The organism is Brevundimonas sp., from assembly GCF_965279155.1.
In the GTDB taxonomy this organism is placed as follows: domain Bacteria; phylum Pseudomonadota; class Alphaproteobacteria; order Caulobacterales; family Caulobacteraceae; genus Brevundimonas.
The window spans coordinates 2,641,425-2,665,195 of sequence record NZ_OZ257138.1; the positions used below are offsets into that span (position 1 = coordinate 2,641,425).

At 67.5% G+C, this 23,771-nt stretch carries 26 protein-coding genes; 22 read left to right on the forward strand and 4 right to left on the reverse strand.

Going from position 1 to position 23,771, the window contains the following annotated elements; translation table 11 throughout:
• Nucleotide 1: 1 nt before the first annotated feature.
• Both thiC and ACQY72_RS12615 read right to left on the reverse strand, forming a co-directional pair.
• Nucleotides 2-1,831 (reverse strand): phosphomethylpyrimidine synthase ThiC, encoded by a 1,830-nt coding sequence (gene thiC / locus ACQY72_RS12610; protein WP_428156709.1) that lies wholly within the window; start codon nt 1,829-1,831, stop codon nt 2-4.
• Between the two features lie 449 nt (nt 1,832-2,280).
• Nucleotides 2,281-5,169, reverse strand: a complete 2,889-nt coding sequence (locus tag ACQY72_RS12615) for a M16 family metallopeptidase (protein ID WP_428153948.1) — start codon at nt 5,167-5,169, stop codon at nt 2,281-2,283.
• Between the two features lie 101 nt (nt 5,170-5,270).
• Between ACQY72_RS12615 and ACQY72_RS12620 the strand changes: the two genes are divergently transcribed.
• Together ACQY72_RS12620 and ACQY72_RS12625 are read left to right on the forward strand one after the other, a co-directional pair.
• Nucleotides 5,271-6,209 (forward strand): nucleoside hydrolase, encoded by a 939-nt coding sequence (locus ACQY72_RS12620; protein ID WP_428153949.1) that lies wholly within the window; start codon nt 5,271-5,273, stop codon nt 6,207-6,209.
• Nucleotides 6,206-7,057, forward strand: coding sequence for a ribokinase (locus tag ACQY72_RS12625; RefSeq protein ID WP_428153950.1), 852 nt, complete (start codon nt 6,206-6,208; stop codon nt 7,055-7,057). Before ACQY72_RS12620 ends, ACQY72_RS12625 begins: the two co-directional genes overlap by 4 nt.
• Here ACQY72_RS12625 and ACQY72_RS12630 read toward each other — a convergent pair.
• A complete protein-coding gene (locus ACQY72_RS12630) occupies nt 7,047-8,177 on the reverse strand; it encodes a zinc-dependent alcohol dehydrogenase family protein (RefSeq protein WP_428153951.1) in 1,131 nt (376 codons plus the stop codon). The two genes, ACQY72_RS12625 and ACQY72_RS12630, sit on opposite strands and share 11 nt — an antisense overlap.
• Before the next feature lie 133 nt (nt 8,178-8,310).
• On the opposite strand from ACQY72_RS12630, the gene ACQY72_RS12635 reads away from it, so the two are divergent.
• Both ACQY72_RS12635 and ACQY72_RS12640 read left to right on the forward strand, forming a co-directional pair.
• The gene (locus ACQY72_RS12635) at nt 8,311-8,745 is read left to right on the forward strand and encodes an acyl-CoA thioesterase (protein WP_426024295.1); all 435 of its coding nucleotides are present in this window, start codon (nt 8,311-8,313) and stop codon (nt 8,743-8,745) included.
• Between the two features lie 113 nt (nt 8,746-8,858).
• Nucleotides 8,859-9,707, forward strand: a complete 849-nt coding sequence (locus ACQY72_RS12640; RefSeq protein ID WP_428153952.1) for a DUF2971 domain-containing protein — start codon at nt 8,859-8,861, stop codon at nt 9,705-9,707.
• Nucleotides 9,708-9,796: 89 nt separating this feature from the next.
• Here the strand turns inward: ACQY72_RS12640 and ACQY72_RS12645 are convergent, their stop codons facing one another.
• On the reverse strand, nt 9,797-9,997 hold the full coding sequence (locus ACQY72_RS12645; protein WP_428153953.1) for a hypothetical protein: 201 nt from the start codon (nt 9,995-9,997) through the stop codon (nt 9,797-9,799).
• A gap of 136 nt (nt 9,998-10,133) precedes the next feature.
• Between ACQY72_RS12645 and ACQY72_RS12650 the strand changes: the two genes are divergently transcribed.
• The 18 genes from ACQY72_RS12650 (at nt 10,134) to ACQY72_RS12735 (ending at nt 23,762) form a co-directional block, all read left to right on the forward strand.
• Nucleotides 10,134-10,907 carry a YebC/PmpR family DNA-binding transcriptional regulator gene (locus tag ACQY72_RS12650; protein ID WP_428153954.1) on the forward strand — a complete coding sequence of 258 codons (774 nt, stop codon included), beginning with the start codon at nt 10,134-10,136 and terminating at the stop codon, nt 10,905-10,907.
• Between the two features lie 159 nt (nt 10,908-11,066).
• Nucleotides 11,067-12,413 carry a hypothetical protein gene (locus ACQY72_RS12655; RefSeq protein ID WP_428153956.1) on the forward strand — a complete coding sequence of 449 codons (1,347 nt, stop codon included), beginning with the start codon at nt 11,067-11,069 and terminating at the stop codon, nt 12,411-12,413.
• Nucleotides 12,414-12,512: 99 nt separating this feature from the next.
• Complete coding sequence (locus ACQY72_RS12660) at nt 12,513-13,031, forward strand: hemerythrin domain-containing protein (RefSeq protein WP_428153957.1); 519 nt, start codon at nt 12,513-12,515, stop codon at nt 13,029-13,031.
• A 24-nt stretch (nt 13,032-13,055) separates the two neighbouring features.
• On the forward strand, nt 13,056-13,421 hold the full coding sequence (locus ACQY72_RS12665) for a hypothetical protein (RefSeq protein WP_428153959.1): 366 nt from the start codon (nt 13,056-13,058) through the stop codon (nt 13,419-13,421).
• Nucleotides 13,422-13,480: 59 nt separating this feature from the next.
• On the forward strand, nt 13,481-13,999 hold the full coding sequence (gene ruvC / locus ACQY72_RS12670; protein WP_428153960.1) for a crossover junction endodeoxyribonuclease RuvC: 519 nt from the start codon (nt 13,481-13,483) through the stop codon (nt 13,997-13,999).
• Entirely contained in the window at nt 13,996-14,628 is a 633-nt protein-coding gene (gene ruvA / locus ACQY72_RS12675; RefSeq protein WP_428153961.1) for a Holliday junction branch migration protein RuvA, read from the forward strand. Before ruvC ends, ruvA begins: the two co-directional genes overlap by 4 nt.
• 223 nt (nt 14,629-14,851) lie before the next feature.
• On the forward strand, nt 14,852-15,889 hold the full coding sequence (ruvB, locus tag ACQY72_RS12680) for a Holliday junction branch migration DNA helicase RuvB (RefSeq protein ID WP_428153962.1): 1,038 nt from the start codon (nt 14,852-14,854) through the stop codon (nt 15,887-15,889).
• On the forward strand, nt 15,886-16,146 hold the full coding sequence (locus ACQY72_RS12685) for a BrnT family toxin (RefSeq protein WP_428153963.1): 261 nt from the start codon (nt 15,886-15,888) through the stop codon (nt 16,144-16,146). Before ruvB ends, ACQY72_RS12685 begins: the two co-directional genes overlap by 4 nt.
• On the forward strand, nt 16,139-16,414 hold the full coding sequence (locus tag ACQY72_RS12690; RefSeq protein WP_428153964.1) for a BrnA antitoxin family protein: 276 nt from the start codon (nt 16,139-16,141) through the stop codon (nt 16,412-16,414). The genes ACQY72_RS12685 and ACQY72_RS12690 overlap by 8 nt, the downstream gene beginning before the upstream one ends.
• 87 nt (nt 16,415-16,501) lie before the next feature.
• The gene (locus ACQY72_RS12695) at nt 16,502-17,968 is read left to right on the forward strand and encodes an alpha/beta fold hydrolase (RefSeq protein ID WP_428153965.1); all 1,467 of its coding nucleotides are present in this window, start codon (nt 16,502-16,504) and stop codon (nt 17,966-17,968) included.
• Nucleotides 17,965-18,348 carry a hypothetical protein gene (locus tag ACQY72_RS12700; RefSeq protein WP_428153967.1) on the forward strand — a complete coding sequence of 128 codons (384 nt, stop codon included), beginning with the start codon at nt 17,965-17,967 and terminating at the stop codon, nt 18,346-18,348. Before ACQY72_RS12695 ends, ACQY72_RS12700 begins: the two co-directional genes overlap by 4 nt.
• A 291-nt stretch (nt 18,349-18,639) precedes the next feature.
• On the forward strand, nt 18,640-19,101 hold the full coding sequence (ybgC, locus tag ACQY72_RS12705) for a tol-pal system-associated acyl-CoA thioesterase (RefSeq protein WP_428153968.1): 462 nt from the start codon (nt 18,640-18,642) through the stop codon (nt 19,099-19,101).
• A 28-nt stretch (nt 19,102-19,129) separates the two neighbouring features.
• Nucleotides 19,130-19,561, forward strand: a complete 432-nt coding sequence (locus tag ACQY72_RS12710; RefSeq protein ID WP_428153970.1) for a hypothetical protein — start codon at nt 19,130-19,132, stop codon at nt 19,559-19,561.
• A gap of 33 nt (nt 19,562-19,594) precedes the next feature.
• Nucleotides 19,595-20,689 (forward strand): helix-turn-helix domain-containing protein, encoded by a 1,095-nt coding sequence (locus tag ACQY72_RS12715; RefSeq protein ID WP_428153971.1) that lies wholly within the window; start codon nt 19,595-19,597, stop codon nt 20,687-20,689.
• An 82-nt stretch (nt 20,690-20,771) separates the two neighbouring features.
• Complete coding sequence (locus ACQY72_RS12720) at nt 20,772-21,485, forward strand: CPBP family intramembrane glutamic endopeptidase, BDIM_20840 family (protein WP_428153973.1); 714 nt, start codon at nt 20,772-20,774, stop codon at nt 21,483-21,485.
• Nucleotides 21,486-21,651: 166 nt separating this feature from the next.
• Nucleotides 21,652-22,404 carry a protein TolQ gene (gene tolQ / locus ACQY72_RS12725; RefSeq protein WP_346494221.1) on the forward strand — a complete coding sequence of 251 codons (753 nt, stop codon included), beginning with the start codon at nt 21,652-21,654 and terminating at the stop codon, nt 22,402-22,404.
• A 3-nt stretch (nt 22,405-22,407) separates the two neighbouring features.
• Nucleotides 22,408-22,875 (forward strand): ExbD/TolR family protein, encoded by a 468-nt coding sequence (locus tag ACQY72_RS12730; protein WP_428153974.1) that lies wholly within the window; start codon nt 22,408-22,410, stop codon nt 22,873-22,875.
• Nucleotides 22,876-22,931: 56 nt separating this feature from the next.
• Nucleotides 22,932-23,762 (forward strand): hypothetical protein, encoded by an 831-nt coding sequence (locus ACQY72_RS12735; RefSeq protein WP_428153975.1) that lies wholly within the window; start codon nt 22,932-22,934, stop codon nt 23,760-23,762.
• Nucleotides 23,763-23,771 lie beyond the last annotated feature (9 nt).

A 23,771-nucleotide genomic window follows, 5' to 3' on the forward strand; every position in this document is an offset into this window, starting at 1 on the left:
CTCACACCTTCACCTCCACCACCCCGCCGCCCGCCCTGAACTTCGCGCTCATCTCCGCCATGCCGGCCTCGGCCTCCGCCAGCGAACCGCCCGCATCATTCTGCGCCTGGGCATCGCGGCGGATGTCCTGGCTGATCTTCATGCTGCAGAACTTGGGGCCGCACATGGAGCAGAAGTGGGCGGTCTTGTGGGCTTCCTTGGGCAGGGTGGCGTCGTGGTATTTGCGGGCGGTTTCGGGGTCGAGGCCGAGGTTGAACTGGTCCTCCCAGCGGAACTCGAACCGGGCGCGCGACAGGGCGTCGTCGTGCAGGCGGGCGGCGGGGTGGCCCTTGGCCAGGTCGGCGGCGTGGGCGGCGATCTTGTAGGTGATGACGCCGTCCTTGACGTCCTGACGGTCGGGCAGGCCCAGATGCTCCTTGGGCGTGACGTAGCAGAGCATGGCCGTGCCGAACCAGCCGATCATGGCCGCGCCGATGGCCGATGTGATGTGGTCATAGCCGGGGGCGATGTCGGTGGTCAGCGGGCCAAGCGTATAGAAGGGCGCCTCGTGGCAGTGTTTCAGCTGCTCATCCATATTGGCCTTGATCTTGTGCATCGGCACGTGGCCGGGGCCCTCGATCATGACCTGGCAGCCCTTGGCCCAGGCGATCCTGGTCAGTTCGCCCAGGGTGCGAAGCTCGGCGAACTGGGCCTCGTCATTGGCGTCGGCGATGGAGCCGGGGCGCAGGCCGTCGCCCAGGCTGAAGCTGACGTCATAGGCGCGCATGATGTCGCAGATGTCCTCGAAATGCTCGTAGAGGAAGCTCTCCTTGTGGTGGGACAGGCACCATTTGGCCATGATGGAGCCGCCGCGCGAGACGATGCCGGTGACGCGTTTCGCCGTCATCGGCACGAAGGGCAGGCGCACGCCCGCGTGGATGGTGAAATAGTCCACGCCCTGTTCCGCCTGTTCGATCAGGGTGTCGCGGAACACCTCCCACGTCAGGTCCTCGGCGACGCCGTTCACCTTCTCCAGCGCCTGATAGATGGGCACGGTGCCGATGGGGACGGACGAGTTGCGGATGATCCAGTCGCGGATGTTGTGGATGTTGCGGCCGGTCGACAGGTCCATGACGTTGTCGGCGCCCCAGCGGGTGGCCCAGACCAGTTTGTCGACCTCGTCGTCCACCGAGGACAGGACCGCGCTGTTGCCGATGTTGGCGTTGATCTTCACCAGGAAGTTGCGGCCGATGATCATCGGCTCGACCTCGGGGTGGTTGATGTTGTGCGGGATGATGGCCCGGCCGCGGGCGATCTCCTGACGCACGAACTCCGGCGTCACGAAATCGGGGATGGCGGCGCCGAAGTCCTCGCCGTCGCGGATGCAGGGGGCGGACTGCTCGCGGCGCAGGTTCTCGCGGATGGCGACATATTCCATCTCGGGCGTGATGATGCCGGCCTGGGCGTATTCGTACTGGGTGACGGGGCGGCCCTCGACGCCCTTGAACACCTTGTGGTTCGAGACGTCGAAACGGGGGGCCAGGTTCTTGCCGCTGGCGTGGCCGTTGTCCTCGGGCTTGACCTCGCGCGGGTTCAGGACGGGGGCGATGTCGCCGCGATCCAACTGCCAGCTGGACTTGACCAGGGGCAGGCCCTTCTTGATGTCGATGGTGACGGTCGGGTCGGTGTAGGGGCCGGAGCTGTCGTATATGGTGACCGGCGGCTCGTTGGCCGAGGGGTGGACGGCGACCTCGCGGAAGGGGACGCGGATGTCGGGATAGAGTTCGCCGCCGACATAGACCTTGCGGCTGCCCGCCCGTTCGCCGGTGGGGATGGTTCCGGTCTCGCGCATGACCGCGTCGCGCGCGTCCTTGAGCGCCAGCTCGACATTGGGCTCTTCGGGCAGGGCGGGGGGCGTGACTTGGATGTTCATGGCGGCCTCAAACGGTTGAGGTCTGCCGACGTCGGGCGGAACGGTCCTGTTGCGTGGACCAATGCGTTTCCCATCCCTTCGCCGGCATGACCCGGATCAGGTTCGACGGGTCAGGCGGCTACGCCAATCTCAGCCGCTGGGCGCTTTCAGGCGAAGTGGTCGCCGGTTCGCCGCCCGGAAAGCGCCCACTTAAGTGGCGCGCCTTCGAACCGCTCGCTGGAACCGCTCGCTGAAGGCGCGCTGTGCGACCCCCCGGAGAACGAGGATCAGGGTGACGCCGCGCCGTGCCTGCGTCAAGCGCCGGGTGCAGGCGGCGGTGTCGACGGTTTGGAGCCGAACATCGACAAGCACGGGATGCGGCTGATCTTCTAGTCGTCCGCGTCGGTCACAGCCGGGTTGATGATGACCGGATCGCCGTAACCCAGACCGGTCAGGCGCGAGGCCTGGGTCGCGGCGTCACCGACGACGACGTAGATCATGGCATCGGTGTCGATCCAGCGAGCGGCGAGGGCCTTGATCTGATCCACGGTCAAGTCGTCGATGACCTGAGCCTCGGCGGTCAGGTAGTCGGCGGGCAGTCCGTAGTCGCCGATGGTCGCCAACACGTCCAGCTTGGCGTCCGAAGTCTCGAAGTCGCGGGCGCGGCTCTTGCCAAGGGCGTCACGGGTGACGGCGAGGTCTTCGGCGGTAAAGGTCGCGCCATAGTCGCGCATGATGTCGCGGGCCAGGGTCGAGGCCTCCAGCGTCACGTTCGAGCGCACCGAGCCGGACAGGGCGAATTCGCCGATCGCGCGCCCGCCCGAGAATGTCGTGCCGACGCCGTAGGTGTAGCCCTTACCCTCGCGGAGTTGCTGGAGCAGCCGCGAGGCGAAGCCTCCGCCGCCGAGGCGATAGTTCAGGGTGGTGGCCGGGTAATAGTCGGCATCGGCGCGGCGCAGGGCCGGGTAGCCGAAGGTCAGCACCGATTGTTTGGCGCCGGGAACGTCGTAGAAATAGATCCTGGAAACCGCGGGGCGGGGCGGCATCGGATAGGCGGGGATGACGGTCGGGCGAGCGGTCCAACGCGCCGCCAGATCAGACAGGGCGGCCTGGGCCTGGGCCTGATCCACGTCGCCGACGATGCGCAGTCGGGCATGGTCGGGCGAGAGGTGCTGCAGATAGGTCTTCAGGTCGTCCATGCTCAGGGCGGCGATCGAGGTTTCGGACCCGAGGGCGTTGCGAGACAGGATGTGGTCGGGTCCGTACATGACCAGCGCCAGTGTCCGGGCCGCCATGGCGTCGGGCTCGGCGCGGCTGCCCCTGAGATCGGAGAGGGTTGCGGACCGGGCGAGGCTGAGCTCCTGAGCGTCCCAACGCGGCTCGACCAGCATTTCCGTGACGAGGTCGAGCGTAGGCTTGAGATTGCGGGCCAGGGTCTGACCCGAAATCACGAAACGCTCGCTGCCGGCCTCGACGGAAACGGTGGCGCCCAGGGCCTTGAATGCATTTTCGAGTTCGGCCGGGGTGCGGCGGGCGGTGCCGCGATCCAGCATACGCGCAAGCATGGAGGCGGCGCCCGGCTTTGCCGGATCGTCCAGTAGACGGCCGCCGTCGATGGACAGCTGGAAGTTCGCCAAGGGCAGTTCGGTGTTCTCTATGCCCGAGATCTTGAGTCCGTTGGCGGCGTTCGCGCTCCAGATGACCGGCGGGGTCAAGACCGGAGCCGGGCCGGAGGGCGGCTCTATGGTGCGGTCGAATCTGGACGGTGTGCGAGCGACGGGCGTCCGGTCGGCGTTCTGATCGACGGGGGCTTCTGCGCCCTCGACGATCGGCTCCTCGACCACGACGGCGACGGTCGAGTCGATCAGGGCCAGTTCGGGATGGCCCTTCGGCACGAAGCTGGTGGCGACGTGCGGACGGTCGGCGACATACTGACGATAGACCCGCATCACGTCATCGGCGGTGACGGCGCGCAGGCGGGCCAGGGCTGTGTCGGTAAAGGTGGGGTCGCCGGTGGTGGCGTCGTTGCGAGCCAACATCCGTCCCTTGGACAGAACGCTGCCCAGGCCGCCATAGAAACCGGCCTCCTGCATGGTCTTGACGCGTTGCAAGGCTTCTGGATCGACGCCCTGAGCCTCGAACCTGGCGAAGCCTTCGTCCAGTGCGGCCTGGACCTCATCCAAATCCTTGCCGTCGAAGGCGCGAACGGACAGCATGAAGGCGCCGGCGATCTGTTCGGCGTCCAGTCGCGCCGAGACCGTGGAGGTCAGCTGCTTTTCGTCGATCAGCACGGCGTTCAGCGGCGCGGCCTTGCCGTCGGTCAGATACTGGGCCAGCACCTGCAGCGCGGCGGCGTCGGGAGCGGTCTGGTCCACGGCCGGATAGGCCAGGGTCAGTTCGGGAAGAGTGGCGAAATTGTCCTCGTGAACCAGCCGTGCGGTTCGGGCCAGGGGCGCCGGGCGAGGTTGCGCTCGCTCGGCCGGGGCGCCGCGCGGGATCTCGCCGAAATACTTGTCGATCCAGACGCGGGCCTGTGCGGGATCGAAGTCGCCGGCAATGACCAGCGTGGCGTTGTTGGGCGTGTACCAGCGGCGATAGAACTCGCGCACATCATCCAGTGTCGCGGCGTTCAGATCGGCCAGAGAGCCGATGACCGACCAGTTGTAGGGGTGATCCCTGGGGTAAAGGGTGTTGAGGATGACGTCGTCGGCATGACCGTACGGGCGGTTGTCGACGCCCTGACGCTTCTCGTTCTTGACGACCTCCTTCTCCTTGGCGAGCACGGGGTCGGTGACGGTGTTGATGAAATAGCCCAGCTTGTCGGCCTCGGCCCAGATCATCTTCTCCAGCGCGTCGTTGGGCACGGTCTGGAGATAGTCTGTGGCGTCGTGACTGGTCGAGCCGTTGGCGCCGTTGCCGCCGACGCGGGCGCTGAGGCGGTCAAGACCGCCCGGGCCAAGGTTTTCGGAATTCAGGAAGAACAGGTGTTCGAACAGGTGGGCGAAGCCGGTGCGGCCCGGCGTCTCGCGCGCCGAGCCGACGTGGGCGGCCAGGACCACGGCGGTCACCGGATCGGAACGATCAATGTGGAAAACCACGTTCAGGCCGTTGGGCAGGGTGTAGGTCTGGACCGGAATAAGCTCCCCTCGCGTCTGGACGGCGTCGGCTTGGGCAGGCTGAGGCGGGGTCTGCGCCAACGCGGGCGAGGTCATGGTCAAGGCGCCGACGGCGACGCCCGCCAGCAGCAGACGGCCGAAAAGGCGCGTTGATTTACACATGAAAGCTTCCCCAAGCGTTGTTGGAGCGAACGCTACATCAGTCGGGGACAAGAGGCAAAAACGGGCTTGCCCCCCGGCCTTCGGCCCGTCAAACGAAGCGAGTGTCCATTCAGTCCCTTATCATCGATTGCGACCCCGGCGTGGATGACGCCGTGGCGTTGTTCCTGGCCTTTGCGGCGCCTCAGCTGAACCTGCTGGCGGTCACCACGGTGGGGGGCAATGTTCCCGGCGCCCTGACCCAGCGCAATGCGCGGATCGTGCGCCAGATCGCCGGGCGCGAGGACGTGCCGGTGCACGGCGGGGCCGAACGGCCGCTGAAACGTCCGCCGGCGGGGGCGGGCGCCTTCCACGGGCCCGAGGGGCTGGGCGATCTAGAGCCGTTCCAGCCGACGGGCATCGTCGGCGACGGGCCGGCCGCCAACGCCATCGTCGACCTGGTCATGAGCCGGCCGCAGGGTTCTGTCGCCGTCGCCGTCATGGGGCCGATGACCAATCTGGCCCTGGCGATGCGGCGCGAGCGGCGGCTGGCCGACTGGCTGGGGCCGGTCGTGATCATGGGCGGCGCGCGCTCGGAGGGCGGCAACATCACCCCGTCGGCCGAGTTCAACATCTGGGCCGACCCCGATGCGGCGGCGGTGGTGTTCGGATCGGGGTGCGAGGTGATCGCCCTGGGGCTGGACGCGACCCATCAGGTGCGCGCGACCGAGGACCGGATCGCGGCCATCGAGGCCATCGACAGCGAGGCGGCGCGGACGACGGCGGCGATGCTGAGGTTCTCGCAGCGGGTCGAGCGCGAGGTCGTGGGCTGGGAGGCGGCGCCGCTGCACGATCCCTGCACCGTCGCCTGGCTGCTGAAGCCCGACCTGTTCGAGACGCGGGCGTGCCGGATCGAGGTGGAAACGACGTCGGAACTGACGCGCGGTCATACGGCGGTGGAGTTCCGGGTCGATCCGGCGACGGCGCGGCATCGCTGGGCGGTTTCCGCGAACGGGCAGGGGGTGTTCGACCTGATCGTGGAGACGTTAAGGGGCGCGGCATGAGGATCACCGTCGTCGGCTCGATCAACCTGGACCTGGTCGCCACGGCGCCCCGCCTGCCGGCGCCGGGCGAGACGGTGACGGGGGCGACGCTGACGCAGCATCCGGGCGGCAAGGGCGCGAACCAGGCGCTGGCGGCGGAGAAGCTGGGAGCCGAGGTGTGCCTGATCGGGCGGGTCGGAAACGACGCCATGTCGGGCGACGCCCTGGCCCTGATGGCGGACATGGGCGTCGATCTGTCGGGGGTGGAGACGGATGTGGCGGCGCCGACGGGCGTGGCGCTCATCGCCGTCGATCCGACGGGCGAGAACCAGATCGTGGTGGCGGCGGGGGCCAATCATTTGGTGACGCCCGAACAACTGCCGCAGCGGATCGAGGGCGCACTGATCGTCCAGCTGGAGCTGCCGATCGAGACGGTGGAGGCGGCGGTGGGCCGGGCTACGGGCTTCGTCTGCGCCAACCTGGCGCCCGCCGCGCCGGTGTCGGAGGCCCTGCTTCGCCGCGCAGATCTGATCGTCGTCAACGAGATCGAGGCCGCCTACTATGGCGACAGCCTGCACCGGGGCGGCGGCCGGGTGGTGGTGACCAAGGGCGCCAAGGGCGCGGCCATGTACCAGCGCGGCGTCGAAATGGCCTGGGCCACCCCGCCCGCAGTCGAGGCGGTCGATGCGACCGGCGCCGGAGACGCGTTTGTGGCGGCCATCGTCGTGGCGTTGCTGGAAGGCATGGATGCCGCCGAGGCGCTGAAGTTCGCCTGTGCGGCCGGGGCGTTGGCGGCGACGCGCGCGGGGGCTCAGCCGTCTGCGCCGGAGCGGGATGAGGTCGAGGCGCTGCTGGCGGTCAGGGTCTGACGATCAGCCGCACGACCTCGCCGGCGTGGAGGCGGTCGAAGCCGGCGTTGATGTCGTCGAGGGGGATGACGCCGCTCATCAGACGGTCCACCGGCAGCCGGCCCTGGCGGTACAGGGCGACATAGCGGGGGATGTCGCGGCTGGGGACGCAGGTGCCGATGTAGGAACCCTTCAGCGTGCGCTCCTCGGCGACCAGGGAGACGACGTTGACGGCCAGCGCCGCCTCGGCGGGCGGCAGGCCGGCGGTGACGGTGGTTCCGCCGCGCCGGGTCATCTTCCACGCATTGTCCAGCGCCTGGACCGAGCCGGCCATTTCGAAGGCGAAGTCGGCGCCGCCGTTGGTCAGGGCGCGGACCTGATCGACCGCGTCGGGGTCGGCGCCGTTGACGGTCTGGACCGGGCCGAGGGTGCGGGCGAGGGCCAGTTTTTCCTCGGACAGATCGACGGCGATGACGGGGGAGGCGCCGCTGGCCAGGGCGCCCAGGACGCTGGCCAGGCCGACGCCGCCCAGACCGATGACGACGACGCTCTGGCCCGCCTTGACCCCTGCGGTATTCACCACCGCGCCGACGCCGGTCAGGACGGCGCAGCCGAACAGGGCCGCCTCCTCGAACGACAGGTCCGGGTCGATCCTGACCAGTGAGCGGCGCGAGACGACAGCGCGCTCGGCGAAGGCGGAGCAGCCGAGGTGGTGGTTGACCGGTTCGCCCTCGCGGAAGATGCGGCGGGCGCCGGAGAGAAGCTCGCCCTTGCCGTTGGCGGCGGCGCCGGGCTCGCACAGGGCGGGGCGGCCGCCGGCGCATGGATCGCAATGGCCGCAGGACGGCATGAAGACCATGACGACGTGATCGCCGATCTGGAGGTCGGTGACGCCGGCCCCCAGGGCCTCGACCACGCCGGCCGCCTCATGCCCCAGGGCCATGGGCAGGGGGCGGGGGCGGTCGCCGTTGATGACGCTGAGGTCCGAATGGCACAGGCCGGCGGCCTTGATCGCGACCAGGACCTCGCCTGGGCCGGGCGGGTCCAGCGTCACGGTCTCGACCGACAGCGGACGGCTGTCGGCGTAGGGGTGGGCGGCGCCCATGCGCGACAGGACGGCGGCGCGGGTCGGGATGCTCATGCTCTTGTCCTCATGTCCGAAAAGACCAGCGCGTTCGTGATCAGGCTTCTACCGATAGGCGCTTGACGCAACGTCGTCCAAGCTAGAGCGTCGGTATCGAGAGCGACGGTTCGCGTCGCCGAGGGAGACGACGATGCCGAAACGAGACGAGGGCGCCCTGGCCCACCGCGCGACCTACAAGGCCTTTCACATGGTCTCGACGCGCTGGGCCGACAACGACCAGTACGGGCACATCAACAACGCCAAATTCTACGAGTTCGTGGACTCGGCGGTGAACGCCCACCTGCTGATCGCCAATGCGCTGGACGAGTCCATCGGCCTGGTGGTGGATTCGGGCTGCCGCTACACCTCGTCGCTGAAGTTCCCCGACGTGATCGAGGTCGGGATCAAGGTCGACAAGATCGGCACCTCCAGCGTCAGCTACGGCTTCGCCGTGTTCAAGCGCAGCGCCGACGTCCCCGCCGCCATCGGCCATTTCGTGCATGTCTATGTCGACGCCGAAACGCGCCGGCCCAAGCCGCTGCCGGCCAAGCTGCGGGCGGTGGTGGAGAACCTGCGGGCGGGGTGAGGCGGGCGGGTAGCTGACCGAGCGGAGGTCCTGAGACGGGTGTCGCTGATGGTGTTCGTGAGTGCCGTTGATAACGCGGTAGCTCGGTCCGATGAGTGCTTATGTTCAAGTTTATGACCGCTCCCATCGCCCGGATCGTTTTAGCAAATCGACGACTTCGATGGTCTACTCCTCGGACTTTCAACGACCCGTTTGACGTTCAGTTTGACCTTCGGATGGTTATTGATCGAGCCCAAATTCGCCGGCTTACGCTTCAGAAGATGTGGGATGATTTGTATGGTGCGGAGCCGGGCCCGCCAGCAAATCAGGTCGGAGTCATCATGCGCTATATGCGTGGACGGATGCCGGCTTGGAACATCGAACAACTTGAAGACAATATGGGCGACGCGCTCGACAAAAGTCTCGATGGTGGCGATGCTGCTTGGCTACGCTTTCAGTTAGAAGCGCGCGAGCAACTCAAAAACAGTAAAATTCTTTGCCTGACCACGGCACCCGAAAATTTTCTAATGTGGACCCACTATGCTGGGCAGCACACGGGAGCTGTTTTAGGTTTTCGAAATGCGCCTGGACTAGACAGCCCATGGGGAGAGGCCCGTCCAGTTAACTACGTTGACCAGATGCCCGCTTTAATAGACGATGAAGAATTCTCGAACGTCTTGGCGGGAAGGGCAAATCTAGAAGCAAGCGCTGTTATAGACAAGCTGGTTTACACCAAATCCGACGCGTTTGCTTACGAGCAGGAACGGCGCATCTACTCTGGTGATGGTCGAAACGCGGAAGCGGATTTCGAGGATTTAGAATTTCACGAGAACGAACTGGATTCGGTGACGCTAGGCCCGCGTATCCTGCCAGAGGATGAGGACGCTATACGGGGGCTAGTTGCAGCAAGCTATGGCCAGGTAGAGATGCGGAGGGCAATCCTTGAACCAAATCGATTTGGAATAAGGATCATACCAGCCTGATATTTCATCAGGCTTCTGGCTCATAGCATAGGCATAGAGGCTGCTTTGCGAGCGAGCTCACAAAGCGGATCGACTACGTAACGGTAGCTTCAGTCGTCCAGACGGCCGATCAGGAACAGGGCGCCGACGGCGGCCAGGGCGCCCAGGGTGAAGGCGGTGACGATGGCGCCGGTGGCGACGGCGGTCGAGACGGTGACGGGGCGGGTCTCGTACCATTCGACGATGTCGGCCTCGTGCAGGTCTTCGTCCATGTAGCCTTGGGCTTCGTAGATGGTGTCGTCTGCGGTCATGGCTGCGCTCCGTCTGTCTGCGGGGGATCAATACGCGCAAACGGTCGAGGTTCCACCCCTGTCGTCCATCGTGACAGGATGACGCTCATCGTTTAGGACCGCCCGCTCAGGTTCCAGAACGCACGAAGACGATCCCATGGCCGGCCACTCGAAATTCAAGAACATCATGCACCGCAAGGGGCGCGCCGATGCGCAGCGCTCCAAGCTGTTCTCCAAACTGTCGCGCGACATCACCGTGGCGGCCAAGAACGGCATGCCCGATCCGGCGCTGAACCCGCGCCTGCGTCTGGCGGTCAACAACGCCAAGGCCGAAAGCCTGCCCAAGGACGTGATCACCCGCGCCATCAACAAGGCCTCGGGCGGCGACGTCGATACGATGGAAGAGGTCCGCTACGAGGGCCGGGGGCCGGGCGGCGTGGGCATCATCGTCGAGGCCCTGACCGACAACCGCAACCGCGCTGCGTCGAACATCGGCGCGGCCTTCAAGAAGAACGGCGGCGCGCTGAGCGAGATGAACTCGGTCGCCTTCATGTGGGATAAGGTCGGCCAGATCATCTACAAGGCCGAGGCCGGGACCGAGGACGAAGTCATGGAGGCCGCCATCGAGGCCGGCGCCCAGGACGTCGAGAGCGACCTGGTCAAGCCAGACATCTACGAAGACGCGCCGGGCCACACGATCTGGACCGCCTTCGAGGATTTGAACGAAGTCGCCGAGGCCATGTCCAAGGTGCTGGGCGATCCGAAATCCACCGCCATCGTCTGGAAGCCGCAGTCGGAAGTGCCGGTCACCGGCGACGCGGTGGGAACGCTGTTCAAGCTGCTGGACGCCTTGGACGCCGAGGACGACGTGTCGTCGGTCTATTCCAACGAGGACATCTCGGACGAGGACGCGGCGAAATACGCGGGCTGAGATTAGGTCGTCCCGATCCATCGGTCGGCGAACGAAGGTCTCGACACTTCGTTAACGCCTCGTTAACCTTTTGGGCAATGAGGCGGTGAGCCTTTTCGATTCGCCATATGGGGGTAGGGTCGGGGTCGTCACCGCACATCGCATAGAGGCGGGGCGACCATGAAACTGACCAGGATCGACAGGGTGCTGTCGCGCGGCAAGAGCGATGTCTCAAACGAGGTGTCCGTCACCCCGGATCGCGCGTCCGAGCAGGATGTCGCCGGCCTGATCGGCGAGCGGTTCGAGACCATTCAGGGCAGCCTGGATCAACTGTCGGACATGGCGCAGCAGTTCGGCACGTTCGAGACCCTGCTGGGGCAGTTGCGCGATCCGCTGGAGGCGGAGTTCCGCTCGCGTCGCGACAGCCATGTCGAACTGGTCAACCTGCGTCACGCCAATGCGGAATCGGCCAAGCAGCTAAGCCTGCTGAACGCAGAGGCGCGCAAGCTGTCGGACGCCCTGGCGGACACCGAAGCCAAGGCTGAGGACCAGGCGGCGCGCGCCGGCGAACATTCGGTCAACCTGCAGGAGGCTCGCGTCGAGATCGGTCGTCTGCGCGCCGAGATGGCCCAGTCCGCCACTCTGATCGAAAGCCTTGAGACGGCGGATCGCGTCTCGACCCAGCGGATCAAGGAGCTGGAGCAGGATCATGAGGCCTTGCGCAACCAGATGAGACAGGCCGAGGCCGCGCGCTCGGAATCCGAGACCACGCGCAGCCAGGTCCAGCGCGACCATGCCCTGGTGTCGGAAGAAAACACGGTCCTGCGCCGTCGCGTCGACGAGGTCGGGATCGAGGTGGCGGGGCTGGCCCGCGCCGCTGCGGCGGGTGAAGGCCTGCTGTCGAACGAACGCGCCCGCGCGGCATCCGAACAGGCCGAGGCGGCCCGCGCCGTCCGCTCGCTGGAAAGCCAGGTCGAATCGACCCGCGCCGAGATCGCCGCGGTCACCGCTCGCCTGGATACCGCCACGGCGCGCGTCAACGGACTGGAACTGCTGAACGGCGAACAGACCGTGCAACTGAAAGATCTGCAGAGCGGCGGTCATGTCGCCGAACGGCGCGCCGACACGCTGCAGATCGGGCTGGACCGTGCGATGGAACGGGCGCGCACGCTTGAGGTCGAGGTCGAGGAATCGCGTCGACGTCAGGTATCGATGGAGGCCGCACGCGCCGCCGCCGTCGATCGTGCGGAGGCCCTGACCAAGGCCGCGATGGCGCATGACAAGGCCATCGTCCGCGCCGAAGAGCGGATGACCAAGATCCAGGCCAAGCTGACCGCCGCACAGGACGAGCACGATGCGCGCGTCCAGGCCATGGGCAAGCAGTTGACCGCCCTGCGCGACGATCTGGAAACCGCCCGCGCCGAGGGGGCCATGTCGGCCGCCGCGCTGGATGCAGCGCGGCGCGGCCGTGGCGGTCGTCCGGTCATCGCCGAAGCGGCGGCCAATCTGCAGGCCATCGTCGGCTGAACGGGGCCCGGTCGTCTGACGATCAGCGCGAGTCGTTCGCACGGAACCGGGCGGCGGCGAAGGCGTAACCAGGCTTCACCGTTACGCCTGGAGCGCCCCATGGACATCACCCAGCTGATCCTCGACGACCACGCCGAACAGCGCCGGCTGTTTGCGATCATCGAACAGATCGATCCCAAGGATGTGGATGCGTTGAGCGCCGTGTGGCTGAGGCTGTCGGCGTTTCTGGACGTGCATGCCGAGGCCGAGGAGCGGTTCTTCTATCCCGAGCTGCTGAAACAGGGCGAGGGCGCCAACGACGCCGAGGACGGCACGGTCGAGGGCGAGACCGAGGACGCCATCGAGGATCACAACAAGCTGCGCGATGCGGTCAAGGCGGTCGAGAAGCACAAGGTCGGAACCAGGGCCTGGTTCGACGCCGTGGGCGAGGCGAACGTCGTCAACTCCAAACATATGGGCGAAGAGGAGCGGCAGGGGCTGACGGACTTCCGCATGAATGCGGACATCGAGACGCGCCATGCGCTGGCGGTCAGGTTCGCCGCCTTCGAGGCTGAGCACATCACGGGGGTCAAGCCGGTGAACAAGGACCCCGATGCCTATATCGAAAAGCACGGCTGAGGCTGAGGCGGGGAGCGACGGACGATGCAGCAGGATCGCGATCCGAGGTCCGATCTGCCGGGCGCCGCCGGTCCGCCGGTGGAGGGGCGACGGTGGGCGTGGGTGAAGGTCTGCGCCTGGGGCGGGGCTGTCGTCGTGCTGCTGTGCGCCGCAGCCGTGGCGACCTGGCTGGTCTCGCGGGTGCAGACGGCGCTGGTGGATCGACAGGAGGCGGCTGAGCCTGAACGGCTGGTCGTCGAGGCCCCGCCGGTCGTTGCGCCTCCACAGCCGGCGCCCGTGACCGTTCCTGTGAGTGTGGAGACGGTCGAAGCGGACCCGCCCCCGCCGGAGCCGCCTGCGCCTGTGGCGCCCCAAACCGAGCGTCGGCGGCCCTTGCTGATGCAGCGCTGAGCGCGACGGCCGAAACCGTTCATTGCCCGATAACCCTCTTTGCGGCATGAGGGGAACGGATGGCGAACGAACCTGTCAGAATCATCGGCCTGGACCCCGGTCTGCGACGCACCGGCTGGGGGGTGATCGTGTCCGACGGCGCGCGCCTGAGGTGGGTGGCGCACGGCGTCGTCAGCCCGCCGGAGAGCGCGCCGTTCAGCGAGCGGCTGCTGCATCTGTTCGAGGCGCTGGGCGTCATCTGCGCCGACCACGGCTGCGAGGAGGCGGCGGTGGAAGAGGTGTTCGTCAATGTGAACCCGTCCTCGACGCTGAAGCTGGGCCATGCGCGGGCGGCCGTGATGCTGGCGCCGGCCAAGCTGGGGCTGACGGTGGCGGAATATTCGCCGAACCTGATCAAGAAGGCGGTGGTGGGCGCGGGCCATGCGGACAAGAGCCAGATCGCCTTCATGATCAAGCGGCTGTTGCCGACCGCCGGGGAGGTGAAGGCGGATGCCGCCGACGCCCTGGCCGTGGCGGTCACCCATGCGCAACTGAGGAAACGGTCCTTGCTGGAAGCGATGCATCGGGGGGCGGCGTGATCGGGCGTTTGCGGGGTGTCTTGGCCGAGGTCGGGGAGGCGGACTGCCTGATCGACTGTGCTGGCGTGGGCTATGTCGTGTCGTGCGGCGCGCGGACCCTGGGGCGGTTGCCGGCGCCGGGCGATGAGGCGACGGTGCATGTGCATTCGCAGTGGAGCGAGGATGCGGGGCCGCGCCTGTATGGATTTCTGACGCGCGACGAGCGGCGGGCCTTCACCACCCTGTTGGCCATCCAGGGCGTGGGGCCCAAGGCGGCGCTGGCGGTGCTGGACGTGTTGCCGCCGGGTGAGCTGGCGGGGGCCGTGGCGCGCGAGGACAAGGCGGCCGTGGCGCAGGCCAACGGCGTGGGACCGAAGCTGGCGCTGAGGATCGTGACCGAGCTGAAGGGCAAGCCGTTGGGCGACGTCAGTTTTGCGCCGACCGCGCCGGGCATGCATGTCGAGATCGCGCCCCCGCCGCCGTCCATCACCGGCGAGGCCGTGTCGGCCCTGCTGGGCTTGGGCGTGGCCGAGGTGAATGCGCGCCGGGCCGTGGATCAGGCGCTGATCCGGCTTGAGTCGAAAAACGGGGGCGACGAGGCCGAACTGCCGGCCGTGATCCGCGCGGCCTTGCAGGAGTTGGGGCGTTGAGGGCGGAACACTCCCCAGGTTTCGGGCCGGGTTTCGGGATGTCAGGGTTGAGCCGGGTGCGCGACGCGGCCTATGCGGACGCCCCCCCGAAACGTCAGAGTGGATTTGAAAATGAACAAGAAACTACAGGTCGTGATCGTCTTCGCCGTCGGTCTGATCGCCATGGTGGTCGGTTACGCGGTCCTGAAGGGGCTGTAGGCCGGTCGCGTCGGGGAGCGGTGCGATGAGCGATGACAGACTGGTCGCCGCCGACGCCTCCCCCGGCGAAGCCTACGACCGCGCCTTGCGGCCGCAGACCCTGTCGGAGTTCGTCGGGCAGTCGCAGGCCAAGGGCAATCTGAAGGTCTTCATCGATGCGGCGCGCGGGCGGGCCGAGGCGCTGGACCATGTGCTGCTGTTCGGACCGCCGGGGCTGGGCAAGACGACGCTGGCGCAGATCGTGGCGCGCGAGCTGGGCGTGGGGTTCCGGGCGACGTCGGGGCCGATCCTGGCCAAGGCGGGCGATCTGGCGGCGATCCTGACCAACTTGGAACCGCGCGATGTGTTGTTCATCGACGAGATCCATCGGCTGAGCCCGAACGTCGAGGAGATCCTGTATCCGGCCATGGAGGACCATGTGCTGGACCTGATCATCGGCGAGGGACCGTCGGCGCGTTCGGTGCGGATCGATCTGGCGCCCTTTACGCTGGTCGGGGCGACGACGCGGGCGGGGCTGCTGGCCACGCCGTTGCGCGACAGGTTCGGCATTCCGCTGCGGCTGGAGTTCTATTCGGCCGACGAACTGACGGCGGTGGTGCGGGGCACGGCGCGCAAGATGGGCGCCGCCATCGACGAGGCGGGCGCGCGCGAGATCGCGTCGCGCGCGCGGGGCACGCCCCGGATCGCCGGGCGGCTGCTGCGTCGGGTGCGGGACTTTGCGTCGGCCGAGGGGGCGGAGACGATCTCGAAACTGGTGGCGGCGCGCGCGCTGGCGCGGCTGGAGGTGGACGAGGCCGGGCTGGACAGTCTGGACCGTCGGTTCCTGAGGGCGCTGATCGAGAACTATGGCGGCGGGCCGGTGGGGATGGACACATTGGCGGCCGCCATCGCCGAGGCGCGCGACGCCGTCGAGGACGTGATCGAACCCTATCTGCTGCAACAGGGCTTCATCATGCGCACCCCGCGTGGACGGGTGGCCTGCGCCAAGGCCTATGCCCATCTGGGGCTGAGCGCGCCTGCGCCGCCGCCCGCCGGGCCGATACCGGGCGACCTGTTCGAATGAGGATTGCGTTCGATCCGGGCAAGGATGCGAGCAATCAGGAGAAGCATGGGCTGTCGCTGGCCCGTGCCGGCGAAATCGATCTCCGCGCCGCATATATCCTTGCGGACAACCGTCAGGATTACGGCGAGCCACGATGGCGGGCCTATGGTATGATGGATGGGCGGCTTCATATGCTGGCCTTCACCTTCCGAGACGGGACAGTGAGAGCCATCAGTCTGCGCCGCGCGAACGCCAAGGAGAGCAAACGCTATGGCTGATCCGAAACTCAGCCTTGATCTGAGCGACTATGTGGATGTCGAGATCGACGATCAGGACAACCCGGAATGGACCCAAGAGGACTTCGCCAAGGCGCAGCCGCTGCGAGACGTGTTGCCTGACCTGTATGCTCAACTCGATGCCGAGCGCGAGGTGGGATTGAAACTGCCCGCCGCCACCATTCGCGCCTTCGCCGAAGAGGGCGAGGACTGGCGCGAGCGGATGGCCGATGCGCTGACGGAAGCCGCGCGCAAGAAGCATGCGGCCTGATTGAAGGCTGATCGGGGTCTGACCTCCGATAGGCGGTTGCCAAGCGGGGCGGGCGGGGGTTTGCTGGGGGCGAACCGGAGCCGTCCCATGATCCTGCGCACCCTGGCCGTCCTGGCGGTCATGTCCGGCCTGACGGCGTTGGCTCCGCCTGCGAAGGCGGCGGCGCCGGTGTTCACCGACAAACCCTGCCCGAGCGACTGGCCGACGGGTCTGCGCGAGGTGCGGTGCGGCGCCTTGACGGTGGACGAGGCGCGTGACGGGTCGGTCAGCGACCGGCGCATCGACATCGCCGTGGTGATCGTCAAGGCCAGCGCGCCGTTCAAGGACGCCTCGGGACAGGTGCTGCCGCCCATCGTGATGTTCCACGGCGGGCCGGGCGGGGATCTGACGCCTGGCGCGGGGCGGATGCTTCAGGCCCTGACCCGCAGGCCCGACGCCTTCGCCGTGGATCAGGACGTGATCCTGTTCGACCAACGCGGCGGCGGGGCGAGCAAGCCGTCGATGGACTGTCCGGGGGTGCAACTGACCGACGCGGGGCCGCCGTCCGACGCGGATCGCGACGGGCTGATCGCCTGTCTGAAGGGATATCAGGCGCAGGGCGTCGATCTGAACCAGTACAACGCCGCCGCCATCGCCGACGACGTGAAGGACATGGTCCAGGCGCTGGGCCTGACCAAGATCGACCTGTGGGGCGGATCGTATGGGCCGCGCATCGAGGCCGCCGTCATCACCCATCAGCCCCAGATCGTGCGCGCCGCCGTGATGGACAGCCCCTGGCCGCCCGAGGGCAACTGGGCCGTGGGCACGCCGGAACAGGTGTCGGCGGCGGTGAAGATCATCCTGGCCAAATGCACGGCGCAAGTCGCGTGCGCGGCGCAGCATCCCGACCTTCAGGCGCGGTTCGAGGCGGAGGCGCGCAAATGGATGGCGGGGCCGGTGACGGGCAAGGACGGGCGGACGTTCAACGTTGACGACCTGTCGGCCTTTCTGATGGACACGACATACAGCGCCACGGGGGTGCGGGGGCTGCCGACCGATCTGGAGAAGATCATCGCCGGCGACCTGAGCCCTGTCGCCGAGATCGCCGAGGATCGGACCTATTATTTCGAGGGTCAGCACATGGCGCACCTGTGCAAGGAGGAGCTGCCGTTCGAATCCAGGGCGCGGCTGGCGGCGGGGGCCGCGGGCGATCCGGTGGCGGAGGTTCTGGTTCCGTCGCTGTCGCGGCTGTTCGACGTCTGTGCGGCGGTGGGCGAGCGGCCGGCGAAGCCGATCGAGAACCTGCCGGTCCAGACCGACATCCCGACCCTGTTCGTCGCCGCCGAGATCGATCCGGGCTGCCCGCCGCCCCTGACCGAGGCGGCCGCCAAGGGCTATTCCCACAGCCAGGTGGTGATCGTGACCAACGCCACCCACGGCGTGATCAACGCCAGTCCCTGCACGCGAAAGATGGCGCGCGACTTCCTGCGTGATCCGTCCAAGCCGGTGGGTCGCAGCTGCCTGCCGGCCGCGGATACGCCGCTGGACTTCACCCTAGGTGCGCCCGCCGCATGAGGATGATGCCGCATCGCAGCCCGCGACAGCGGTGGACGATGATCGCGGCGGCGGTCGTGCTGGCCCTGTGCGCCGTCGCCGCCTGGGTCGCGATGCGGCCGGCGAACGCGCCCTCGCCCGAGCCGGCCTCGACGCGGGTCACGCGCCAGATCCGCATCCAGGCGGGCGCCGGCGCCGAGCTGCGCTATGCCGAGGCCGGCCAGAGGCGGGCGGTGTGCGGCTATATGGGGCGGGTCGCAGGCGGGCCGGCGGTGGGCTTCGTGTCCATCCCCAACCGCATCCTGTTCAGCGACGATCCCCTGCCGACCGAGTTTCGCGAGATGCGCCAGCGGTATTGCCCCGGATTTTTGGAGAGGCCTTCGTCGCAGGCGGTGCGCTAGAGCCATCGACGATTGAGTTGGTGCGGTCCTGAAAGGCGTTCCATCACAACGGGCACGACGAGGCCACGGAGAACACGACGGGACCGAACGCGCGTCGGCTCGCAGCTCCATGTCCAGGCCGTCAATCGATCTGCGGCTTCGCCGCCGCAGGCCATCAAGCCTTTGCCCAACCGGCATGGCTCCGTCGTGTTCTTCGTGGCCTCGTCGTGATCGCTGTGATGAACCTTGTTCTGAACGGCGCTGATGAGTTGGCCGGTCCAATTCAGCCGCCGAATGCCCTAGAGTGGCCGGATGAGCATCGACCAACCCACCGCCGGCCGTTTCGAGGGGCGCGATCACCTGTTGCCGGTGCGCGTCTATTACGAGGACACCGATTTCACCGGCCTGGTCTATCACGCCAACTATGTGCGCTATTTCGAGCGGGGACGGTCCGACTTCCTGCGCGCCATCGGCGTGGGGCACGCCGACCTGCTGGAAGAGGCCGAGCCGCTGGCCTTCGTCGTGTCGGAGATGAACATCAAGTATCTGAAGCCGGCGCGGATCGACGACGCCCTGGTGGTGCGCACCGTCTATGAGCAGGTGAAGGGGGTGCGGCTGATCATCCGCCAGAGCGTGGAGCGGGCGGGCGAGGTGCTGTGCCGCGCTGAGGTGACGGCGGTCTGCATCCATTTGGATGGGCGGCCGAGGCGACCGTCGAAGGGGCTGATAGAGAAGGTGACGCCGTGGCTGGCGGCGGGCGCCGGCGCCGATTAAGGTTCGCTCAAACGAGGGGGAGAACGTCATGGCTGCGGAAACCTACAAGATGTCCACCAGCGCGGTGATCGTCACGGTCCTGCTGTTCCTGCTGCTGGTCGGCGGCGGGCTGGTGGGCTGTCCCTATTACAAGGTGTGGGAACGCAAGATGGCGGGCCAGGCCGAGCTGCAATATCAGCAGGGCGCGCGCCAGGCGCTGATCGCGCAAGCCGCCGCGGAAGACGAGGCCGCCATCAAGCGGGCCGAGGCGGCGACGCGCCGGGTGCTGGGCTGGACCGACGCGGCCAAGCGCGGCTGCGCCGAACTGGGCCGGGCCGGAGACCGTCTTTGCGAGGAACAGCTGCTGCGCGACGCCGCCACCTATTCCATCGCCAAGGAAGGCCACGAGGGCGTGATCATCAGCGTCGGCGCGCCGGTGTCGGTGGCGGTCGATCCGACGCGGCGGTCTGGCGCGGAGTGAGCCTGACGCGTCGTTCCTGGTCGTGACGGCGTGATGATCGGCCAGATCGACGTCGCCCTACGGGCGGGCGCCGTGGTGACCATCCTGCTGCTGGCGTGGCTGCTGCTGCGCCAACGACGGCGGATCGGCCTGCCCGCCGTTCTGTTCGCGCCGATGGCCCTGTGCTTGTCCGGTTTCATCATCGGCAATACGCCCTTGAGCGATCTGTCGCCCGACGGATTGGTCGGCGTCACCGCCAATGTGATGAGCGGGTTCACGGTCATCTTCCTGTGGTGGTTCTGCCTGTCGTGCTTCGACAGCCGGTTCAGGCTGAAGGGGGGTGTGCTGGGCGTCGGCCTGGCGTGGGGCCTGATCGCCGCACTGGATCGCGGACTGTTCGGCGATACGTTGGCGCGGCTGGAGTGGTCGCGTCTACTGGTGCCGCTCGGCTTCGCGATCGTCGGCCATCTGGTTTGGCGGCTGCTGGCCGAACGTCAGGGCGACCTGATCCAGCAGCGTCAAGACGCCCGCATCATGGTCGCGGTCGTGCTGGGCGGGATGCTGTTCGTCGATCTGTCGGCGGATGTGCTGTTCGGATTTGCGTGGCGTCCGCTGATATTCGCCCTGACCCAGAATGCGATGGTCCTCGGGTTCGGGCTCTGGCTGGCGGGGACGCTTGTGAGCGTACGGCCAGACGTGCTCAGGTTCGGCGTCGCCGAAACAAGGATGTCGCCGGCCGGGACGGCGACGCAGGCCGTTCTTGGGCGTGACGATGTGCTGCATCGCCGGCTGACCGCCCTGATGGAGACGGAGCGGGTCTTTCTCGATCCAGAGCTGACCTTCGCGGCGTTCGTCGTGCGGATGGGCGCGCCGGAACGTACCGTGCGAACCCTGATCAATCGTGAACTGGGCCACGATCATTTCCGCAGCTTCCTGAGCCACTATCGGGTTGCGGAGGCCCGCCGATTGCTGAGCGAAGCAGGTCGCACCGACGACAAGCTGATCGCCGTCGCCCTGGACAGCGGTTTCGCTTCGGTCGCCAGCTTCAACCGGGCGTTCCGGGCCATCGAAGGATGTGCGCCCAGCCAGTATCGAACCGCCGCCCGGCGGGGAGATTCCGGCTCCGCACCCTACGACGCCCGGTTCTGAGAAGCGAAAAGCCGGGTTCTGAGGAGACGCCTCGCCCCGCCGCCGATAGCACTCGCTCCGTCAAAGGGATGAGGGTGGACGCGTGAACGGATTGATCGGTTTGGGGGGCGTGCTGTCGCTTCTGCTCGTGGTGGGAACCATGATCGGATTGACCGATCGCACACGTTTTTCATGGCGTTGGCTGCTGGTCGCGGCGTTGCTGGTGGCCGTCAACGACGCGCTGCTGACGGGCTTCTATGGATTGCTGCCGAACGTGATCGGCGGGGCCTGGAACTGGCAGGGCAAGCTGCTCGCCCTGGCCGCCACCCTGGCGATCGCTGGATCGCCTGCGTTCGGGTGGCGGCGCAGCGGGCTGACGTTGGTTCAGGCTCCAGGAAGTCTGAAGGCCGCCTTGCCGGTCGCCGCGATCTACTGCGCCTTCTTCGTCTTCATCGCCGTGGCCTTTCCCGGAAGGCCGTCCACAGGCGAGGACATCGCTTTCCAACTGACCATGCCCGGCCTGGAGGAGGAACCCTTCTATCGCGGCGTCCTGCTGCTGGCCCTGTGCCAGGCCTTCACCGGCACGAAGCGGTTTCTCGGCGTGGACTGGAGCTGGGGCGCGGTCCTGTCGTGCGTCATGTTCGGACTGGCGCACGCCTTCAGCTTTTCGCAGGGCGCGTTTTCTTTCGATCCGATGACGATGGCGCTGACGGCCCTGCCGTCGTTCATCGCCGTCTGGCTGCGGCTGCGGACCGGAAGCCTGCTGCTGCCCATCCTGCTGCATAACTTCGGCAATGCGTTCTCGTTGGTCGTTTAGCATCCGCGCAGAGCGGGGTCGGAATAACCCTCCGTTAACCGTTATGACGCGCCTGTCAGATGACGGGCGGTCGGGTCGGAGCTAAACGGGCCGGACGCCACACAATGGTCACGTCCGCTGGGTCGAAGAGGGCGTGAACGAACTCGATTCCGCCCGGAGCGCCTGAATGACAATGCCCGTCGACGCCTCGATGATGAACCCCGTCGAGCTGTTCATGACCGCCGACTGGGTGGTGAAGACGGTGATGATCGGTCTGGCGGCGGCCTCGATCTGGTCGTGGACCATCATCATCGACAAGGCGGTGCGGTTCACGGCGTTGAACAAACAGGCTGACGACTTCGAAAAGGCGGTCCAGTCGGGCCGGTCGCTGGAGGATGTCGCGGCCCAGGCCGGGCCGGCGCCGGACCACGCCCTGCCGCGCATGCTGGTGATCGCCCTGTCGGACTGGCGTGAGGCGCGTCAGCGCGGGGCGCTGAACGAACACCAGGGCGACCTGCTGATGACCCGCATCGACCGGGCGATGAACAGCCTGATCACGCGCGAGAGCCAGCGGATCGAGAACGGTCTGGGCGTGCTGTCGGTCGTGGCGACGGCCTCGCCCTTCATCGGCCTGTTCGGCACGGTGTGGGGGATCATGAATGCGTTCGGCCGTATCGCGGCGGCGGGCAACACCAATCTGACGACGGTGGCGCCGGCCATCGCCGAGGCCCTGTTCGCCACGGCCATCGGCCTGGCGGCGGCCATCCCGGCCTATATCGCCTACAACAAGTTCTCGATCGACGCGGGCAAGTTCTCAAACCGGCTGGAGGCGTTTGCGGACGACCTGCAGGCCGCCGTGGCGCGCCGCCTGGGCAGTCCCTCGGCCCCGCCGCCTCCGCCCGTGGCGTCCAGCGATCTCAGCCTGAAGCGGGGCGGCTGAGCCATGGCGCTTGGTGGCGGTGGGGGCGGTGGTTCGAGCGGCGGCGGCGGGCGTCGCGGACGGCGGGGGCGCAAGGGCCCTCTGACCGAGATCAACGTCACGCCCCTGGTGGACGTGATGCTGGTGCTGCTGATCATCTTCATGATCTCGGCGCCGTTGCTGACGGTCGGGGTGCCGGTCGAACTGCCCAAGACCGAGGCCAGCGCGGTCGAGATCAAGTCGGAACCCCTGTCGGTCAGCATCGATCAGCAGGGCGCCATCTTCGTCGGCGACAGCGAGACGGCGTTTGACGCCCTGTCGACGCGCCTGCTGACCGAGGCCGGGGGCGCGGAACAGGCGGCCGAGCGGCCGGTGTTCGTGCGGGCCGACGGGCGCGCGCCCTATCAGGCGGTGGCGCGGGTGATGGCGCGGCTGAGCGCGTCCGGCTTCACCAAGCTGAACCTGATCACCGACACGGCGCCGGAGGCCTGAGCCCCTTGCGTCGTCCGAGCCCTGCCATACTCGGATCGCTGGCCTTGCACGCCGGGATGATTGCGCTCGCCTTCGTGACGTTCTCGCACAAGGTGGATGAGGACGAGACGCCGCTGGTCGCCTCTGTGCCGGTGACCATCGTTTCGGAGGAGGTGATCCAGGCGGCGCCGGCCGACAATCCGCAGCCCGAACCCTCGCCCGACGACGCCGCGACCGCCCCGGTGCAGCAGCCCGATCCCGTTCCGCCGACGCCCGAGCCGACGCCGCCGCAACCTCAACCGCGCCCGACCCCGACGCCGCCGCGACCCACGCCGCCGCGCCCGGCGCCGACGCCTACACCGACCCCCACCCCCACGCCGCGCCCGACCCCGCCGCGCCCGACGCCCCCCCGGCCCCAGCCGCCGACGCCCACGCCGCCGACCAAGGCCCCGACCAATCCACGCCCGGCGACGCCCGCGCCCGCCCGCCCGGCGCCGCAACGCCCCGAGCCGAGCCTGGACCTGGACGCCCTGGCCGGGCCCACGCGCACGACCAACAATCGCGGACGGCCGGCGACGGGTCAGACGGGCGCGGGAACGGCCGGCCGTGCGACAGGTCCGCAGCTGGCCGCCCTGGGCGCCCAGGTCACGCCGAACTGGAACCTGAACTGCGACCTGCCCGGCATGGATTCGCTGGTGATCCGCGTGACGGTGCGGCTGACCGCCGACGGTCAGATCGTCGGCACGCCCCGGCTGGAACAGCCGCGCAGCGATGCGACCGGCAGGGCCGCGTCCGACGCCATGTTGCGCGCGCTTCGCGCCACCGCCCCCTTCAATGTACCGGCGGGCTTCCAGGCTCAGGAAGTGCCGTTCCGTTTCGAAACCGCGCGCCAATGCGGAAATCGCTAGGGCGTCGGT

Excerpts from the sequence above, each read along its gene's own strand:
- thiC (WP_428156709.1), bottom strand. The coding sequence starts at position 1,831 with ATGCGCGAGACCGGAACCATCCCCACCGGCGAACGGGCGGGCAGCCGC.
- ACQY72_RS12615 (WP_428153948.1), bottom strand. The coding sequence starts at position 5,169 with ATGTGTAAATCAACGCGCCTTTTCGGCCGTCTGCTGCTGGCGGGCGTC.
- ACQY72_RS12625 (WP_428153950.1), top strand. The coding sequence starts at position 6,206 with ATGAGGATCACCGTCGTCGGCTCGATCAACCTGGACCTGGTCGCCACG.
- ACQY72_RS12630 (WP_428153951.1), bottom strand. The coding sequence starts at position 8,177 with ATGAGCATCCCGACCCGCGCCGCCGTCCTGTCGCGCATGGGCGCCGCC.
- ACQY72_RS12635 (WP_426024295.1), top strand. The coding sequence starts at position 8,311 with ATGCCGAAACGAGACGAGGGCGCCCTGGCCCACCGCGCGACCTACAAG.
- ACQY72_RS12640 (WP_428153952.1), top strand. The coding sequence starts at position 8,859 with ATGACCGCTCCCATCGCCCGGATCGTTTTAGCAAATCGACGACTTCGA.
- ACQY72_RS12645 (WP_428153953.1), bottom strand. The coding sequence starts at position 9,997 with ATGACCGCAGACGACACCATCTACGAAGCCCAAGGCTACATGGACGAA.
- ACQY72_RS12650 (WP_428153954.1), top strand. The coding sequence starts at position 10,134 with ATGGCCGGCCACTCGAAATTCAAGAACATCATGCACCGCAAGGGGCGC.
- ACQY72_RS12655 (WP_428153956.1), top strand. The coding sequence starts at position 11,067 with ATGAAACTGACCAGGATCGACAGGGTGCTGTCGCGCGGCAAGAGCGAT.
- ACQY72_RS12660 (WP_428153957.1), top strand. The coding sequence starts at position 12,513 with ATGGACATCACCCAGCTGATCCTCGACGACCACGCCGAACAGCGCCGG.
- ACQY72_RS12665 (WP_428153959.1), top strand. The coding sequence starts at position 13,056 with ATGCAGCAGGATCGCGATCCGAGGTCCGATCTGCCGGGCGCCGCCGGT.
- ruvC (WP_428153960.1), top strand. The coding sequence starts at position 13,481 with ATGGCGAACGAACCTGTCAGAATCATCGGCCTGGACCCCGGTCTGCGA.
- ruvB (WP_428153962.1), top strand. The coding sequence starts at position 14,852 with ATGAGCGATGACAGACTGGTCGCCGCCGACGCCTCCCCCGGCGAAGCC.
- ACQY72_RS12685 (WP_428153963.1), top strand. The coding sequence starts at position 15,886 with ATGAGGATTGCGTTCGATCCGGGCAAGGATGCGAGCAATCAGGAGAAG.
- ACQY72_RS12690 (WP_428153964.1), top strand. The coding sequence starts at position 16,139 with ATGGCTGATCCGAAACTCAGCCTTGATCTGAGCGACTATGTGGATGTC.
- ACQY72_RS12695 (WP_428153965.1), top strand. The coding sequence starts at position 16,502 with ATGATCCTGCGCACCCTGGCCGTCCTGGCGGTCATGTCCGGCCTGACG.
- ACQY72_RS12700 (WP_428153967.1), top strand. The coding sequence starts at position 17,965 with ATGAGGATGATGCCGCATCGCAGCCCGCGACAGCGGTGGACGATGATC.
- ybgC (WP_428153968.1), top strand. The coding sequence starts at position 18,640 with ATGAGCATCGACCAACCCACCGCCGGCCGTTTCGAGGGGCGCGATCAC.
- ACQY72_RS12710 (WP_428153970.1), top strand. The coding sequence starts at position 19,130 with ATGGCTGCGGAAACCTACAAGATGTCCACCAGCGCGGTGATCGTCACG.
- ACQY72_RS12715 (WP_428153971.1), top strand. The coding sequence starts at position 19,595 with ATGATCGGCCAGATCGACGTCGCCCTACGGGCGGGCGCCGTGGTGACC.
- tolQ (WP_346494221.1), top strand. The coding sequence starts at position 21,652 with ATGACAATGCCCGTCGACGCCTCGATGATGAACCCCGTCGAGCTGTTC.
- ACQY72_RS12730 (WP_428153974.1), top strand. The coding sequence starts at position 22,408 with ATGGCGCTTGGTGGCGGTGGGGGCGGTGGTTCGAGCGGCGGCGGCGGG.
- ACQY72_RS12735 (WP_428153975.1), top strand. The coding sequence starts at position 22,932 with ATGATTGCGCTCGCCTTCGTGACGTTCTCGCACAAGGTGGATGAGGAC.